Below are 16,049 nucleotides of genomic sequence, written 5' to 3'. Positions count from 1 at the left end.
GCCCCTCAGTAACGAATTTTCGGATCGAACCAGGCGTAGGCCAGGTCGGTCAGCAGGTTCACCAGCACGGTCAGAACGCCATACAGGATCGTGACGCCCAGAAGCACGGCATAGTCTCGTGATAGGGCGGACCCCACATAGGCTTGTCCCAACCCACCGGTTGAAAAGTAGATGTCGACAAAGACCGAACCGGTCAGAACGTAAACAAAAACTGGCCCAAGATAGGATACGACCGGTAGAAGCGTGGGTTTCAGAGCGTGCCGCCAAATGACGGTTCTTGTCGGCAAGCCCTTGGCGCGCGCGGTGCGGATAAAGTTCGAGTTCAGAACTTCCAGCATTGAAGACCGGGTGATCCGGGCGATCGACCCCATGTAAGAGGTCGCCAGAGCGATCACCGGCATGATCAGGTAAGGCCATTGCCCGCCGTTCCATCCGCCCCCGGGCAACCAACCCAGCCAAAGGGTGAATGTCAGGATCAGGATCGGCCCCATGATGAAGTTCGGCAGCGCCTGTGCCGCGATCCCCAGACCAACTGCGAAATAGTCGATCCAACTGTTGTGTTTGATCGCAGCAGCGATCCCAAGGCTGACACCCACGGCCGTCGCGACAAGGAAAGACAGCGAGCCATAGGTCAACGAAATCGGAAAGCCCTGAGCGATGATGTCATTCACGTCGCGGTCCTTGAACTTGAAGGACGGGCCGAAATCGAAATGTACGACGATGTTGTACAGATAGTCCCAAAGCTGTTTCCACAACGGCTGGTCCAGTCCGTACCGCGCCTCGATATTAGCCAGAACCGCCGGCGGCAGGGGCCGCTCTGACGTGAAGGGTCCGCCGGGTGCGAAGTGCATCAAAAAGAAACTTGCAACGATCAGCAAAAGGATCGTTGGGACGGCGATCAGCAACCGCCGGACGATATAGGCAAGCATTTCATGCCCCCAATTATTGGCTTTGCCCCAAAGAACTCTCCGGGGCAAAGCGTGATCAACAGATGATTATTCAGCGATTTTGTAGAGGTTCTTGGAGTACCAGTTCTGCTCTACGTTATTGACCGGCCAGTTCCCGACATCGCTGTCCATCATGTAGACGCCAGCATAGTGATAGATCGGGATTACAGGGGTCTCTTGTGCGATGATCCGCTCGACCTCGGTGTACAGAGGCGCGGCATCGTCCGATGTTTTGGCTTGGGCCAAAAGCTCGTCAACTTTGGCATTGTTATACTTGCCGTCGTTGTAGCCTGAGTCCGATTGCAGCAGGTCCAGGAAGGTTGAGGCTTCGTTATAGTCGCCACACCAAGCGCCACGGGCCAGATCGAAGTTCTGGTTGCCGCGCTCTTCCAGGAAGATCTTCCATTCCATGTTGGCGAGTTCGGCGTTTACACCCAGTTTCTGCTTCCACATCTGGCTCAGCGCCACCGCGACCTTCTTATGAGCTTCCGAGGTGTTGTAGACCATCTCAAAGCTCAGTGGATTGTCAGGACCGTAACCTGCGGCAGCCAGCAATTCCTTGGCCAATTCGTCGCGTTCCTGCTGAGACATAGAAGCCATTTCAACTTCGGGAACCGTGAACCCGGCGGTCGCCTCAGGGGCAAAAGTGTAAGCCTGCGGCTGGCCACCTGCCATGATGTTTTCCGTGATGATCTTGCGATCTACCGCCAGCGACAGCGCTTGGCGGACGTTCGGGTCTTTGAACGCTTCGGGGCCGCCGTCGGACAGGTTGAACGTGTAGTAATAGTTGCACAGGCGCGGGAAGCTGATGGCTTCGTCCGGGTGCTCTTTCTGCAGGCGTGGGAACTGACCTGCGGGAACCTCGGTGCGGTCCAGTTCACCAGCCAGATAACGGGTCAGGGCGACGTTTTCGTCGTTGATGACCAATGCGACAACCTTGTCGACGATGGTGTTGTCGTTGTCCCAGTACATCTCGTTACGCTCACGAACCGAGCGTTCCTGCGGCAGGTGTTCGGTCAGAACATAAGCACCGTTCGAGACGATGTTTTCAGGCTTGGTCCACGCGTCGCCAAACTCTTCGATGACTTTCTGCGGGGCAGGGAAGGTCGTTGAATGCGTGGTCATCTGCGCGAAATAAGGCAGAGGGGCGCTCAGTTTGACCTCAAGCGTGTGGTCGTCAATTGCGGTGACGCCCAGCTCATCCACAGGTTTATCGCCTGCAATGATTTCAGCCGCGTTTTCAATCGACATCAGTTCCATGAACCAGGCGTAGGGCGACGACAGCGCTGGATCAACAGCGCGTTTCCACGCGAAGACAAAGTCGCCAGCGGTTACCGGGTCGCCGTTGGACCACTTGGCGTCATCGCGAAGGGTAAACGTATAGACGTCTTTGGTATCGTTGGTGGTGAATTCGGTGGCGACGCCAGGAACCAGATTACCGTCTTCGTCCTGGTTCATCAGCCCTTCAAAAAGGTCGCGCACAATCTCGGCACCCGATACGTCCTCGACGACCTGCGGGTCGACCGAGCTGTGTTCGTCCAGAATACGATAGGTGAATGTCTGATCATCCGCCAATGCTTCGCCGGTTTCAGGGTGCGTTCCGGCGGCCAGTGCCGCGCCGGTGATCATGGTTGAGGTCAGCAGCCCCGCCAGCGTTGTCCGAATATGTTTGTTCATATTTTTACTCCCGTTTTTTGGCGGCATTGTTGGCCATCCCAACAAGATGGCAGAGAGCCGCCTTGTTTGTCCGACTGCGAAAGCATGTGGTACGAGTCCGAAAATTGCTGAATTGGTTCGCAAAATGGGCTGCGCCGCAGTCTTTCGGTTTTCAGTCGGGAACGTGGTTGCAAAAGTCGCCTTTCACTGAAGCCGACGTTGGCATTATTTAAAAAAAGGTTAAAGCCTCTGCCCGCAAATTAGGCAGTTGTATGCGAATTGTGAAGGAAACGGCGTGGCGCCGGAAATATTATGATGAAACTAGATGCGTTCTTAACATTTTCGTGAACGGTGGCAGCGCAGGGTGACGCCTGACGTGGCGTAAGCCTTTTAGCAAACAGCCTCTCAAATCGCGAATCGCTAACGGCTTAGGGTTGTTTTCATATGTGCAGCAGGGAAACAGGTGGGCACCTGACCGGTCTCTTCCTGCCAGCGCCCGATCGAACGACGGGTTTTGAATCCCGCAAGGCCGTCCGCACCACCAACGTCATGCCCCTTATGTTCTAGGGCGCGCTGCATTGCTGCGATGTCCGAACGATAGAGATCACCCACTTTGCCCCACTGACCTTGGAAGTTGCCGACGCCGTATTCAATCCGGTCCCCGACATGGCCGACGAAAAGGGCATAAAGATCGCTTTTGTTGTATTCCTTCAGAACATAGAAATTCGGCGTCACCAGAAATGCCGGGCCACTTCGTCCTGCGGGCATCATCAGGAATCCTTCGCCAGAAAGCTCATGTTGCGGGAAAGGTTTGCCCGAAACTCTGGAAACCCCCATTTCTGCCCAGACCTTGATCGGGCGTCCCTGATCCGGTCCTTCGAGGGCGCAGGATATGGACTTTGGCACAGAAACCTCGAATCCCCAGTCGCGGCCGGACACCCAGCCATGTTGCGCCAGATAGTTCGCAATAGATGCCATCGTATCCTCGGGCGATGTCCAAATATCGGATCGTCCGTCGCCATTGCCGTCCGCCGCAAAGGTCAAAAAGCTTGACGGCATGAACTGTGGTTGCCCCAGCGCACCGGCCCAACTGCTTTTCATTTCACCCGGCGGCGCATGCCCTACTTCGGCGATTTGCAATGCCGAGATGAGCTCGCCCGCGAAGTATTCTGACCTGGTACTCATGAACCCCTTTGTTCCTAGCACTTCAAAGACGTTGTGCCGGATCGGGACCTGACCATATCCGCTTTCCCGCCCCCAGATGGCCAGAATTATGTGTGATGGAACGCCGGTTCTGTCCTCAATCTGGGCAAGGGTTGTCGAGTGGCGCTGTGCCATCTTTCGGCCAACGGATGTTGCGCCCTGCACCGTGTTGGCCTTGAAATACCGTGCAGGTGAGCCGAACTCGGCCTGTTTCTGCTGTTTAGGTACTTTTTGTGTCCCACCCGGAGGGACCAGATCCGGCAGCTTCCAATTAAGAGTGACGCCGTTAAAGGCGCGCTCCATTGTGCGTCGGGAAACACCTTTGGCTTTGGCTTGCGGCCAAACGGTTTCCCATAACCACGTCTGGAATTGCTGCTCGACCGCTCCGCGGTCCAGTGCGGTTGCGTTTGTGGGAAGACACCAGAGGCCAAATATCACGATAAGCCAACGCATGTGCATAAGGTCTCGCCCGAGGACTGCGGCAAGTCAACACTGACGTCTGACGGCAATTGTCTGCGCGTAATTCCGCGGTTGATCATACCGGGCGCAAGACAATCCCCGGTTACGAAAAACCTTGAGAAAACTCGTAAGTCTGCAGATAGTTGCCTGTAAACAGGGGCAGGGAAGGACAGTCAGGAGTGGCCACTATTAGGTTCTCATTCGTGTGGCAGATACTTGGGATCGCAATCGCAGTGACCGCTCTTTGCACGCACGCAGCCTGGGCGAGTGACAGTTTCCTGAATCCACGTGGCCCAATCGCCGAGGTTCAGAGGCTCCACCTGCTGCGCGCGACGGTCCTGATCATGCTGGCGGTTTTGCCTGTTCTGGTTCTGGTACCCTTGATTGCCGTGCGTTACCGGCGACGCAAAGAAGGTGCCGCCGCGTATCGGCCAAACTGGGACTTCTCGTCCCCTCTTGAATTCGTCATGTGGGGTATTCCGGTTCTGATCGTGGCCGTATTGTCCTTCTATCTTTGGAAAGCCACCCATCGCTTGGATCCGTACACCGCGCCCTTTGGTGAAACACCTGCCTTAAATGTGCAGGTCGTGGGATTGGATTGGAAATGGCTGTTCATCTACCCGGACTTAGGCATCGCCAGCGTCGGCGAGATGGGGATACCCGTCAAACAGCAGATTGCGATGACGTTGACCACGGACACTGTGATGCAATCTTTCATGATCCCCGCTCTGGCAGGCCAGATCTATGCCATGCCGGGAATGACGACCAAACTGCATGTTGTGGCGGACGCCCCGGCGACCATGCAGGGTGAAAATACGCAATATAATGGCCGGGGCTTCACCAAGCAGAAGTTTCAGACCCTGGCCATGCAGCCAGACGCATTCTCCGATTGGGTGGACACTGTCCGGGCCAACGGAATTCCCCTGACCGCAGACACATACCGAAAATTGGCCATGCGCACGGACCGAGATGAGGTGCAGGCCGCTTTGGGTACATCTGACATGCCGGATAATGCGCTGTATTTCACCACAGAAGGCGCGGATTTGTTTCAGACAATCTTGCACCGATACCACCACGGAGAACCGTTGCCCGCAGATCAACAGCCGGGAACGGCAGAATATGGGCAGGAGGCGCAGCAATGAGTTCTGCGGATACGGGTTTCTTTGGCCGGCTAAGCTGGGAGTCGTTCCCTCTGGCGGGCCTTATTCAGACTCCGAACGCGAACGAAATCGTCGCCAATGCCGCTGCGGGTGTTGTGATCGTCGGTATTCTGGTTGTTGTCGGCGCCCTGACATGGTTCCGCCTTTGGGGACCGCTTTGGCGCGATTGGCTGACAAGCGCAGACCACAAGAAAATCGGCATCATGTATATTGTCTTCGCGATCGTGATGCTGGCGCGCGGGGTCCTTGAAGGCGTGGTCATGCGCGCGCAACAAGCAGCGGGTCCGGGCGACGGGTTTCTTGAAGCCGAACACTTTGCCGAATTGTTCAGCACGCATGGCACCATCATGATCTTTTTCGTGGCGGTGCCCTTTGTCTTTGGATTGGCGAACTTTCTGGTTCCCCTGATGATTGGTGCGCGTGACGTCGCATTTCCTGTAATGAACCAGATCAGTCTTGGCCTGACGGTCTCGGCCGGGATGATGCTGATGGTTTCTTTGCTTGTCGGTGAATTCTCGACCGGGGGCTGGACGGCTTACCCGCCCTATACGGGTGCCGCTTTCAATCCCGGAGTTGGGCCGGACTACTGGATTTGGGCAATCGTTGTTTCCGGGATCGGGACGACGCTGACCGGGATCAATTTCGCGGTGACAATTTACAAACTGCGTGCGCCGGGCATGAAATTCATGCGTTTGCCGATGTATTGCTGGACGATTATCTGTAGCTCGATCCTGATCGTTTTTGCGATGCCGCCACTGGGTGTCGCGGCCTTGATGCTGGCCGCCGACCGTTATCTGGATTTTCATTTCTTCACCAATGACCTTGGCGGCAATATGATGAACTATGCCAACCTGTTCTGGCTGTTCGGGCACCCCGAGGTTTATTTGCTGGTTCTTCCCGCATACGGAATTTATTCCGAGGTATTCGCGACATTCTCGGCCAAGCGGCTTTACGGCTACAATTCCTTGGTCATCGCGACGATGTCCATTGCGGTGCTGTCCTTCACCGTCTGGCTACACCACTTTTTCACAATGGGTCAAAGTGCGCTGATCAATGCGGTCTTTGGTATTGCGACCATGCTGATCGCTATCCCCACCGGGGTAAAAGTGTATGACTGGATGGCGACCCTGTTCCGGGGCCGTATTCGGTTTTCGGTGCCGATGCTCTATGGTTTGGCGTTCCTTATGCTCTTTGTCATCGGGGGGCTTTCAGGCGTGATCCTTGCAAACCCGACCGTGGATTATCAGGTTCACAACACCCTGTTTCTGGTTGCCCATTTCCACAACGTCCTGCTGCCCGGGGTTCTGTTTGGCCTGCTGGCAGGGTACAATTACTGGTTCCCCAAAGCCTTCGGGTTCCGCCTGAACGAAACCTGGGGTCGTATCACGGTTGTCCTGTGGACAGTTGGCTTCATGCTGACGTTCCTGCCCCTTTACTTTGTCGGCCTGATGGGAATGCCGCGTCGGTCTTTCAGTTGGGAAGACCCGAGTTTTCACCCATATATGATCGTGGCCGTTTTGGGGTCTCTGGTTATTTTGTCCGCCCTGATTGCTGTGGTGGTTCAATTGTGGGTCAGCATTCGGGACCGCGAGAAAACCCGCGTCCCAGTTGGCGACCCGTGGGATGCCCGCACGCTGGAATGGTCAATTCCCGCACCCCCTCCGCCATACAACTTTGCCATTATTCCGCATGTCACCGACCGCGATGACTTTGCCGCCGCAAAGGAAAGGGGCACGGCTTATCCGGCGCCGGAAGCTTATGAGGACATCACCCTTTCACGCAATACACGGATCGGATTCATACTCTGCGTTCTCAGCGGCGTTTGGATGTTTGCCTTGGTTTGGTGGATCTGGTGGTTAGCGGCGTTGGTCACCATTCTGATGTTGTTGTCTTTCGTTGCGTGGACGTTCAAAACGGACATCGAAGAGGTTATTCCAGCCGCGCAGGTTCAACAGGAGCATGAGGCCTGGCTGGATCTTGTCCACGCCTCTGCCCCCATCAATCGCGACTTTGAAATCTCTTCGGAAAATCGGGGGCGTGCTGGTCCGGACCTGGAGGTCGCCACATGAAGCGCGCACCAACACACAGTTATCCCGGCCTGAACCTTGGTCGTCGGCATCCGGGTGCCGACAAGGCCAGCGAAGTTGTCACCTTCGGTTTTTGGGTCTTCCTGATGAGCGATCTGGTCTATTTCGGGCTGATGTTCGCCATATATATCACCATGATCGACGCGCAGGCGGGCGGGCCGGGGCCACACGAACTGTTCGATCTCAAAAGCATCTTTGCGCAGACCCTGATCCTGCTGACCAGCAGCCTGACGGTCGGGCTGGCAATGTTGGCACTGAAATACAACCTGCCGCGTTCACGCATCGTGCTGTGGTTTGGCGTGACCTTGGCTCTGGGGCTCGGCTTTCTGGTGCTGGAAATCCGGGACTTTGTCGCCATGGCGGAAAAAGGCGGCATCCCGCAGCGCAGCGGGTTTCTGTCCGCGTTTTATGGTCTTGTACCGCTGCACGGTCTGCACGTCGCCGCCGGGTGTCTGTGGCTGATTGTTTTGGGCATCCAATTGCGACTGATGGGACTGACAGATTTGCTGATGTCGCGCGTAGTTCGGCTGGCGCTGTTTTGGCATTTCCTTGATCTGATCTGGATCGGGATCATTACGATCGTTTATTTCGGAGGTCTGACCTATGGATAGACGCAGCGAAATGCACCGGCGCGAGCGGCGGCGTTATGTCATTGGTTACGGCGGTTCCCTTTTTCTGACGATAGCCGTCTTTTCTATCGCCTATGTCTTTGGGATTGAAACAAAAGGGGTCTATCTGGCAATCGGCCTTCTTGGGCTGGCGCAACTTGTCGTTCAACTGGTTTATTTCCTTCATATCGACCGTCGGCGCAGTAGCCGCGAAGATCTTGACCTGGTGCTGTTTTCAACGCTGGTCCTTCTGATCATCATCGTTGGAACAGTCTGGATCATGGGCAACCTGGCGGTCCGTATGCATACCATTCCGATGTGACCAAACCGCGATCAAAAACGGAGACCGTCAAAATGAAATCCTTTAAAGCTGTCGCGGCGGTGGCAATGCTGATTGCAGTGGGCGTTGGCCTGCTACTGTTCTGGCGCCATCAAGAACGGTACCCGTCAACCAAGGATGCCTATGTGGGGGCCAATATCGTCAATGTGGCCGCTCAGGTCACGGGGCGGGTGGACGAGGTTGCGGTCGTAGAAAATCAAGCAGTCAAGGTCGGCGACTTGCTGTTTACAATTGACGACACCCAGTTCAGCGCGTCGGTGGATCAATCTAGGGCAAATCTTGGCAGCGCCGAACAACAGGCGGAATCCTACGCCACTCAGATCGTTGCAGCCGAAGCTTTGGTTGCGTCTGCACAGTCGGCCTTTGAAACATCCAAGAAAAATCTTGAACGTTCCAAGGCTCTTTTTGCGACCGGCGATCTGGCGCAGGCGTCCTTGGATCAGGCGACATCGGATTTCGCGCAAGTCTCTGCCCGGCTGACAACCAGTCAATCAAGTCTGTTGGCATTGCAAAGCGGTTTGCAGGCCAAACAGGACGATGTTCTGTCCGCTCGGGCTCAGTTGGAGATTGACGAGGCCAATCTTGCTTGGACCAAAGTTTTTGCAACTGCGGATGGATGGATCGCGAACCTGACATTGCGCCCCGGCTCCGCCGTTCCCGCAAACGCGCCTCAGTTTTCGATTGTTGAATCCTCAGAATGGTGGGTGGACGCGAATTTCAAGGAAACGTCTCTGTCACGTATCAAGTCCGGACAGCCTGTAAAAATTCAAATCGACATGCTGCCGGGGGTGACACTTAGCGGGACAGTTGAATCCATTGGCCGTGGATCTGGAGATACGTTTTCATTACTGCCTTCCGAGAATGCCACTGGTAACTGGGTCAAGGTCACGCGCCGCTTTCCAGTGCGGGTCAAACTTGATCCAACAGAGGCCCCCTTGCGCGCAGGAGGCAGCACAAAGGTCACGGTAGATACGACTTCGGATCAGGTCGAGGAATGACGCCTTCGACCGCAGGCCACGTCAATCGGGTGATCGTCGTCGCCGTGGTGCTGAGCGCCATTCTCGAGGTGTTGGACAGCACGATCGTCAATGTCGCGCTGCCTCATATTCAAGCAGCTTTCGGCGCAACCACCGATCAGGCAACGTGGATTCTGACCAGCTATATTGTCTCGGCCGTTATTGTCATGCCCCTGACTGGGTTCGTAGCCCGCAGGGTAGGACGGCGGCGATTGATACTGTCGGCTGTGATCGGTTTTGCCTCCATGTCGGTCATGTGTGGGCTGTCCTGGAGCTTGGAAACGATTGTGGCCTTCCGGTTGGCAGAAGGCATGTTCGGGGCTTTCCTAATTCCCTTGTCGCAGTCCATCTTGTTCGATGCCTTCCCGCGCGAGAAACGAGGACAGGCCATGGCCGTCTTTGGGCTTGGGGTTGTCGTTGCACCGGTACTTGGTCCAACGATTGGCGCGATATTGACCGAGTATTTCTCGTGGCGAATGGTGTTTTTCGTAAATCTGCCGGTTGCGGCGATGGCGTTGTTGCTTTTGGCCGGAGAATTGCCTGACGACGAAACCGAAGATGTGCGGATCGATTGGAAAGGTCTGGCGTTGTTGGCGATTGGGATCGGTTGCTTGCAATTTGTTCTGGATCAGGGGGAAACCAAGGGCTGGCTGTCCTCGCGCGTTATTCAGATTGCACTGATTGCTTCGGTTCTGGGCGCGCTTGGGTTCCTTGTTCACGGCCTGTCCTCGAAAACGCCGGTTGTCGACCTTCGCCTTTTTGCAGACCGGAACTTTGCCCTTTGCAATTTGGTAATCGCAGGATTTGCTATCTCGCTGTTTGGTGGCATTGCCATATTGCCAACCTTTGTACAGAACTTGTTGGATTATCCGGTTATCGAGTCCGGCCACCTGTTCATCCCCCGAGGCATTGCGGCGGGCGTTTCAATGGTTTTGACGGGCGCGGTTTTGTCATCCCGGTTCGATCCACGTGTTCTGGCCGGGCTTGGTATGCTCTTGACCGCTATTGGGAATTTCATGCTTGGTGCGCTTAATCTGGACGCGGGTTTCTGGCAGTTGGCCTGGCCAGGCGCGGTAAGCGGGTTGGGCATGGGTCTTGTGTTTGTCCCCATGTCTATTCTGGCGTTTGAGAGCATTTCGCAAGCGCGCCAAGACGAGGCTTCGGGTCTGTTCAATGTCACACGACAGCTTGGATCATCGGTCGGAATTTCTTTGGTTGGAACATGGGTCGTTCGCGGATTGCAGACCAATACATCGGTGCTGGGCCAAAACGTAACGCCGTACAGTACTGCTGCGCAAAACTATCTGGAACCGCTTGGTTTGACGCCGGACAGCACAGAGGGCGCGGCAATTCTCGGTCAGGAGGTTTCTCGGCGGGCCGAGTTGATTTCTTATCTGACCGTATTCAACAATTTGGGTTTGTTGGCGTTGGCGACGATACCATTGCTGTTGTTCTGCAGGGCTCTCAAGCCGGGGGCGCGGGCCGCTGTGCACGCCCATTAGCGAGTGATGACAAGCCCCAGCCAAAGGGCTGACCAACACAGTATGATGCTTAGGAAGATGTTGCCTGCGGCCAATGCAATCGTGCGCTCTCGTCTCAGTTCCAGTGATTGATAGGCGAAACTGGAAAACGTCGTGAACCCGCCACAAAAGCCAAAGACCAATCGCCTTTCGTGTTCGCCCATATCGGCGGGACCCCCAAGATAGCCGATCCACAAACCCAAAATTAGGCTTCCCAGCACATTGACGATCAGCGTCGAAACTGGAAGATCGTGCCGGATCATCAATGCGATTGCATGGCGCAAAACAGCGCCCAGCCCTCCGCCCAGACCAAACATCGCGTGAAGGAACAGGTCGTTCATTCGCCTGACCTTTGGCCAAGGGCATGCCGTCCGATCCATTCGCCAAGGATGGCCGCTGCGATACCGATGACGACTTCTAGTGCGGCTGCGGTTGCTGCGTTCACGACGCTGGTTTGCGCCAGACGCTCGAGCTCCTGAACAAAAGACGAGAAGGTGGACAACCCGCCGCAGAACCCGACGGCGCCAAAATGCAGGACATGAGCATGAACGCGATGTCGGATCGAATAAAGCCAACCCAGAACGAAACACGCCGCGACATTGATCCCGAAGGTCGCGGTAAAAACCGGGGCACCCGGAATCGTCGTTGAAAGGCTTTCTCGCAACAGCGAACCAGCGGCCCCGCCGACAAATACGGCCAAAAACATAAGGGCCCAGGTCTGAAACGCTGGTCGCGTCTTTTTTACAGCCAATGATCCCGCCCAAATTTACCTGTCTTTCCAGATACAGACAGCAAACAACCTGATCAACAGAAGACCCGACTTCACAATGAAGCCCTTTTTTGTGAAGTGCGGCGTAAACTCTTGCAAGCAAACGTGGATCTGCTCAACGATTGGGTAAGACTATGGCGGTATCGGAGAGCAAGATGATTGTACGCAGACTCTATTACATCCTCAGCTATGTTTGCTTGCCGTTAACTCTGCTCTGGGGTTACTTCTGGCCGCCTGCCTATTGGTTGCTGGTGATACTGGTGCCTTATGCGGTGATCGGGCTTTACGACATGCTGACTACCAAGCACAACGTCCTGAACAATTACCCCGTTCTGGGCCACTTCCGTTACATGTTGGAATTTGTAAGCCCTGAAATCCGCCAGTATTTTGTTGAGACCAATGAAAGCGGTCGACCCTTCAACCGAATTATCCGGGGTCTGGTGTATTCACGGGCGAAAGGTCAGGTCGATACTCAGGCCTTCGGCACCCAATATGACATCATGACCGTCGGTTATCACCGGGCAAATCATTCTCTGGCCCCCAAAGACGTACCGGAAAGCGAAGAGCGCGTTACATTGGGCGGTCCGCAATGCAAACAACCTTATAGTGCGTCCCGTCTGAATGTCTCGGCCATGAGTTTCGGGGCGCTTAGTGCGAATGCAATTCGGGCACTGAATGGCGGTGCCAAGGACGGTGGGTTCGCTCATAACACGGGTGAAGGGGGGTTGTCGCCGCATCACTTGGCCGAAGGTGGAGACATCATCTGGCAGATCGGCACTGGCTATTTTGGGTGCCGGACTCATGAGGGTGCTTTCGACAAGGACAAATTCTCTGAAAAGGCCCGAAATCCCGTTGTCAAAGCGATTGAGATCAAGCTGTCTCAGGGGGCGAAGCCGTCGCACGGCGGCGTATTGCCTGCGGCAAAAGTAGATCAGGAAATCGCTGATATTCGCGGCGTTCCGCTGCATCAGGACGTAATCTCTCCGCCCATTCATTCTGCCTTTGACGGACCGACCGGGCTGCTGGAGTTTGTTAAGCACCTGCGGGACATGTCGGATGGCAAGCCTATCGGGTTCAAGCTATGCATTGGTCGCCCATCTGAGTTCATGGCGATTTGCAAAGCGATGCTGGAAACTGAAATCCTACCGGATTTTATAACGATTGACGGGTCCGAGGGGGGTACGGGCGCGGCCCCTGTTGAGTTTACCAACAGGTTGGGGATGCCGTTGAACGAAGCGCTGATCTTCGTGAACAACTGCCTGCGCGGCGTCGGATTGCGAGATAAAATACGGATTATCTGCTCGGGCAAAGTGGCCACCGGGTATGATATGGTGGAAAAATTCGCTCTCGGAGCAGACATGTGCAACGCCGCCCGTGCAATGATGTTTGCAGTCGGATGCATTCAGGCCCTGCACTGTAATACCAATCGCTGCCCGTCCGGTGTGGCAACGCAGGATCCGGTGCGGGGGCGTGCGGTGAATGTTCCTCAGAAACGCCAACGCGTGCACAGGTATCATGACGCCACGCTCGAAAGCTTCCGTGAGCTGTTGGGCGCCATGGGCAAAAGCACGGTGTCAGAATTGCGCCCGTCGGACATTCGACGCCGAACCGCAGATGAGCGAGAGCATTCGTATGGGGAACTCTACACATTTCTGGAGGAGGGGGCGCTGCTGACGGAGTCGATCCCTGCCGAGTTCAAGGCTGATTGGGACTTGGCACAGGCATCCCGGTTCTGATTTTTTCAAGAACCGCCAAGGATTGACCTTTGTGATCCGTCTTACCATTCGTGATGCGCATGAGTACTTCGGATGAGGATCTGGCAATGGCCGCCGCCAACGGTGACGCTTACGCGTTTGCCGCCCTGTTAGAGCGCCATTACGACCGGATATTCCGGCTGGCGTTTCGCCTGTCCGGACGCGCCGACCAAGCCGAGGATTTGACGCAGGACATCTGCCTGACACTACCAGCCAAGATTATGGGATTTCGCGGGGATGCGCGATTTACGACTTGGCTCTATCGGGTGGTCGTAAACGCTGCTGAAGACGCGCGGCGAAAGCGTGCCAGCCGTAGCCGCGCTGCAGATGGCTGGGGGGATGTCGAACAGATGCGACGAGCCGAGGCAGCCGAGACCGCAGAGGCCGTCGACTGGTTGCAGCGCGCAATGCGGGCGTTGCCGACGGAGTTACAAGACACTTTGGCGTTAACGCTGGAAGACGAACTGACCCATGCTCAGGCCGCTGATGTGCTGGGTGTCTCTGAAGGCACTGTGTCCTGGCGGATGTCTGAAATCCGAAGACGTCTCCGCGCCATGCGAGATGAGGAGCTGGCCGATGACAGATGATTTGGACAAGCTGATATCCATGATGGATGCGGCCACCCCAACGCCCGACGCCAATCGGCGGGCCGCAAATGTGGCTTTGGCTCAGGAAAACTTCGTGGCAGCCCAAGGAACGGGCGCCTCGAAACGTCCCACTGTCAAGCGAGGCCCGTTGGTCCGCCTGTCAGAAGGAGCCAAATTGATGTTGAATGCCCTGTCTCACCGTGGAGTTCTAACGGCGACATCGGCCATCGCCGCTGTCGCATTGGTCGTCATCCTGCCCCAGACGCGGGACACTGTCGTCCAGCCCAGTTTTCGGGTTGAAGACCACCTACCGCAACCTGTCGCCGAATTGGATCGCGAAGAAGTCGCTCCGTCGCAATCACCAGAAGTCTTGTTAGATGAAGCATCCGAACCTGTCGCGAAAAGCAAACGACAGGAAACTGCTTTGTCGCAAGCAGACCAGTCGACCATCAGGATCGGTAGGGGTGCGGTGATGGAAGCGCCAGCAATCGTCGCTGTGCCGGCAGAGCGCTCGCTCAGTACCCGGATTGAACAGAACACCGAAGCGTTTTCGAACGGGGAGACAAATCCACTTAAGGTTACGTTGGAAGATCCTGTTTCCACGTTTTCGATCGACGTCGATACGGCCTCCTATTCGATTGTGCGCTCGTCGCTTCTGAATGGTCACCTGCCGCCGCCCGAGGCCGTTCGGGTCGAAGAAATGGTGAATTATTTCCCGTATAGCTATCCTTTGCCAAAAGGGGACGCCCCATTTCGTCCGTCCATTACCGTCAGCCCGACACCTTGGAACGAGGCGACGCAATTGGTTCATATCGGTATCCAGGGGGCATTGCCCGAAATTGCTGATCGTCCCCCTCTGAATTTGGTCTTTCTGATCGACACATCGGGTTCGATGCAGGATCCTAACAAGCTGCCTTTGCTGAAGCAATCGTTCCGTCTGTTGCTGGCGGAATTGCGGCCCGAAGACCAGGTCTCGATCGTCACTTATGCAGGCAGTGCGGGGCAGGTTCTTGAGCCGACCAGCGCAACAGAGAAATCTAAAATTCTGAACGCGTTGGACAGGCTTCAGGCAGGTGGATCAACCGCGGGGCAGGCAGGATTACAGCAGGCTTACCAAGTTGCTGAAACCATGGGTTCAGAGGGCGAGGTTACGCGCGTTCTCTTGGCCACGGATGGCGATTTCAATGTCGGTTTGTCCGATCCCGAAGCACTGAAGGATTTTATTGCCCGCAAGCGCGACAGCGGCACATATCTCAGCGTTTTGGGTTTTGGCAGAGGAAATCTGGATGATGCAACGATGCAGGCATTGGCGCAAAACGGCAACGGGCAGGCGGTTTACATAGATACATTGGGTGAGGCGCAGAAGGTTCTGGTTGATCAGTTGACCGGCGCATTATTCCCGATTGCAAATGACGTGAAAATTCAGGTTGAATTCAACCCCGCGCAAATCGCCGAATACCGCCTGATCGGGTATGAAACCCGCGCTTTGCGGCGTGAGGATTTTTCGAATGACAAGGTAGATGCCGGTGATATTGGCGCAGGCCACAGCGTGACCGCGATCTACGAAGTCACCCCGGTGGGCTCTGACGCGATCCGGAACGGCCCGTTGCGGTATGGCGAGCAAGCTGTTTCCAACGGGTCAGAAGAAATTGGGTTCTTCCAGATGCGCTACAAAGAACCCGGTGCGCAACAAAGCCGTTGGATCGAACAGCCCATTCTTTCTGAGCAGGGAGAGATCACGGACGATGTGCGGTTCTCATACGCAATTGCTGGCTTTGGACAATTGCTGAGGGCTGGGGCGTATCTTGGGGGTTGGACCTTTGATGATGCAATCCGCCTGGCCAATACTGCGCGCGGCGAAGACCCTTTTGGCTACAGAGCCGAAGCCGTTACGCTGATGCGCCTTGCACAATCATTGGGTCGGTGAACTGGGACGGGCGCTG

Annotated in this window: 14 protein-coding genes; 9 read left to right on the top strand and 5 right to left on the bottom strand. The window is 55.6% G+C overall.

Annotation, left to right across the window (positions count from 1 at the left end; genetic code table 11):
- Positions 1-5 precede the first annotated feature (5 nt).
- The 3 genes from oppB to GOV87_RS15560 form a co-directional block, all read right to left on the bottom strand.
- Positions 6-929, bottom strand: a complete 924-nt coding sequence (gene oppB, locus GOV87_RS15570; protein WP_171212408.1) for an oligopeptide ABC transporter permease OppB — start codon at positions 927-929, stop codon at positions 6-8.
- Between the two features lie 66 nt (positions 930-995).
- Positions 996-2,624 carry a peptide ABC transporter substrate-binding protein gene (locus GOV87_RS15565; RefSeq protein ID WP_171212407.1) on the bottom strand — a complete coding sequence of 543 codons (1,629 nt, stop codon included), beginning with the start codon at positions 2,622-2,624 and terminating at the stop codon, positions 996-998.
- A 399-nt stretch (positions 2,625-3,023) separates the two neighbouring features.
- Positions 3,024-4,259, bottom strand: coding sequence for a lytic murein transglycosylase (locus tag GOV87_RS15560; RefSeq protein ID WP_254447390.1), 1,236 nt, complete (start codon positions 4,257-4,259; stop codon positions 3,024-3,026).
- Positions 4,260-4,444: 185 nt separating this feature from the next.
- On the opposite strand from GOV87_RS15560, the gene GOV87_RS15555 reads away from it, so the two are divergent.
- From GOV87_RS15555 to GOV87_RS15530, 6 genes are read left to right on the top strand one after another with little or no spacing between them, the layout of a single operon-like run.
- A complete protein-coding gene (locus tag GOV87_RS15555) occupies positions 4,445-5,407 on the top strand; it encodes a cytochrome ubiquinol oxidase subunit II (RefSeq protein WP_254447389.1) in 963 nt (320 codons plus the stop codon).
- Positions 5,404-7,494 carry a cbb3-type cytochrome c oxidase subunit I gene (locus GOV87_RS15550; RefSeq protein WP_171212405.1) on the top strand — a complete coding sequence of 697 codons (2,091 nt, stop codon included), beginning with the start codon at positions 5,404-5,406 and terminating at the stop codon, positions 7,492-7,494. The genes GOV87_RS15555 and GOV87_RS15550 overlap by 4 nt, the downstream gene beginning before the upstream one ends.
- Positions 7,491-8,123 carry a cytochrome c oxidase subunit 3 gene (locus tag GOV87_RS15545; RefSeq protein ID WP_171212404.1) on the top strand — a complete coding sequence of 211 codons (633 nt, stop codon included), beginning with the start codon at positions 7,491-7,493 and terminating at the stop codon, positions 8,121-8,123. Before GOV87_RS15550 ends, GOV87_RS15545 begins: the two co-directional genes overlap by 4 nt.
- The gene (locus GOV87_RS15540) at positions 8,116-8,442 is read left to right on the top strand and encodes a cytochrome o ubiquinol/quinol oxidase subunit IV (RefSeq protein WP_171125178.1); all 327 of its coding nucleotides are present in this window, start codon (positions 8,116-8,118) and stop codon (positions 8,440-8,442) included. The genes GOV87_RS15545 and GOV87_RS15540 overlap by 8 nt, the downstream gene beginning before the upstream one ends.
- 32 nt (positions 8,443-8,474) lie before the next feature.
- Complete coding sequence (locus GOV87_RS15535) at positions 8,475-9,458, top strand: HlyD family secretion protein (RefSeq protein ID WP_171212403.1); 984 nt, start codon at positions 8,475-8,477, stop codon at positions 9,456-9,458.
- On the top strand, positions 9,455-10,978 hold the full coding sequence (locus tag GOV87_RS15530) for a DHA2 family efflux MFS transporter permease subunit (RefSeq protein WP_171212402.1): 1,524 nt from the start codon (positions 9,455-9,457) through the stop codon (positions 10,976-10,978). Before GOV87_RS15535 ends, GOV87_RS15530 begins: the two co-directional genes overlap by 4 nt.
- Here GOV87_RS15530 and GOV87_RS15525 read toward each other — a convergent pair.
- Positions 10,975-11,337: a CrcB family protein gene (locus GOV87_RS15525; protein ID WP_171212401.1), complete on the bottom strand. Its 363-nt coding sequence runs from the start codon at positions 11,335-11,337 to the stop codon at positions 10,975-10,977. The genes GOV87_RS15530 and GOV87_RS15525 overlap by 4 nt on opposite strands.
- The gene (locus tag GOV87_RS15520) at positions 11,334-11,747 is read right to left on the bottom strand and encodes a CrcB family protein (protein WP_254447388.1); all 414 of its coding nucleotides are present in this window, start codon (positions 11,745-11,747) and stop codon (positions 11,334-11,336) included. Before GOV87_RS15520 ends, GOV87_RS15525 begins: the two co-directional genes overlap by 4 nt.
- Positions 11,748-11,920: 173 nt before the next feature.
- Between GOV87_RS15520 and GOV87_RS15515 the strand changes: the two genes are divergently transcribed.
- Genes GOV87_RS15515 through GOV87_RS15505 form a run of 3 tightly spaced genes read left to right on the top strand, consistent with a single transcriptional unit; the run spans position 11,921 to position 16,033 of the window.
- Complete coding sequence (locus GOV87_RS15515) at positions 11,921-13,501, top strand: FMN-binding glutamate synthase family protein (RefSeq protein ID WP_171212400.1); 1,581 nt, start codon at positions 11,921-11,923, stop codon at positions 13,499-13,501.
- A 59-nt stretch (positions 13,502-13,560) separates the two neighbouring features.
- Positions 13,561-14,106: an RNA polymerase sigma factor gene (locus GOV87_RS15510; RefSeq protein WP_171212399.1), complete on the top strand. Its 546-nt coding sequence runs from the start codon at positions 13,561-13,563 to the stop codon at positions 14,104-14,106.
- Complete coding sequence (locus tag GOV87_RS15505; RefSeq protein WP_171212398.1) at positions 14,096-16,033, top strand: VWA domain-containing protein; 1,938 nt, start codon at positions 14,096-14,098, stop codon at positions 16,031-16,033. The genes GOV87_RS15510 and GOV87_RS15505 overlap by 11 nt, the downstream gene beginning before the upstream one ends.
- The last annotated feature ends 16 nt before the right edge of the window (positions 16,034-16,049 follow it).

Source organism: Ruegeria sp. HKCCA5426, assembly GCF_013034585.1.
GTDB lineage: Bacteria > Pseudomonadota > Alphaproteobacteria > Rhodobacterales > Rhodobacteraceae > Ruegeria.
This window is presented reverse-complemented; position numbering and strand designations above follow the sequence as displayed.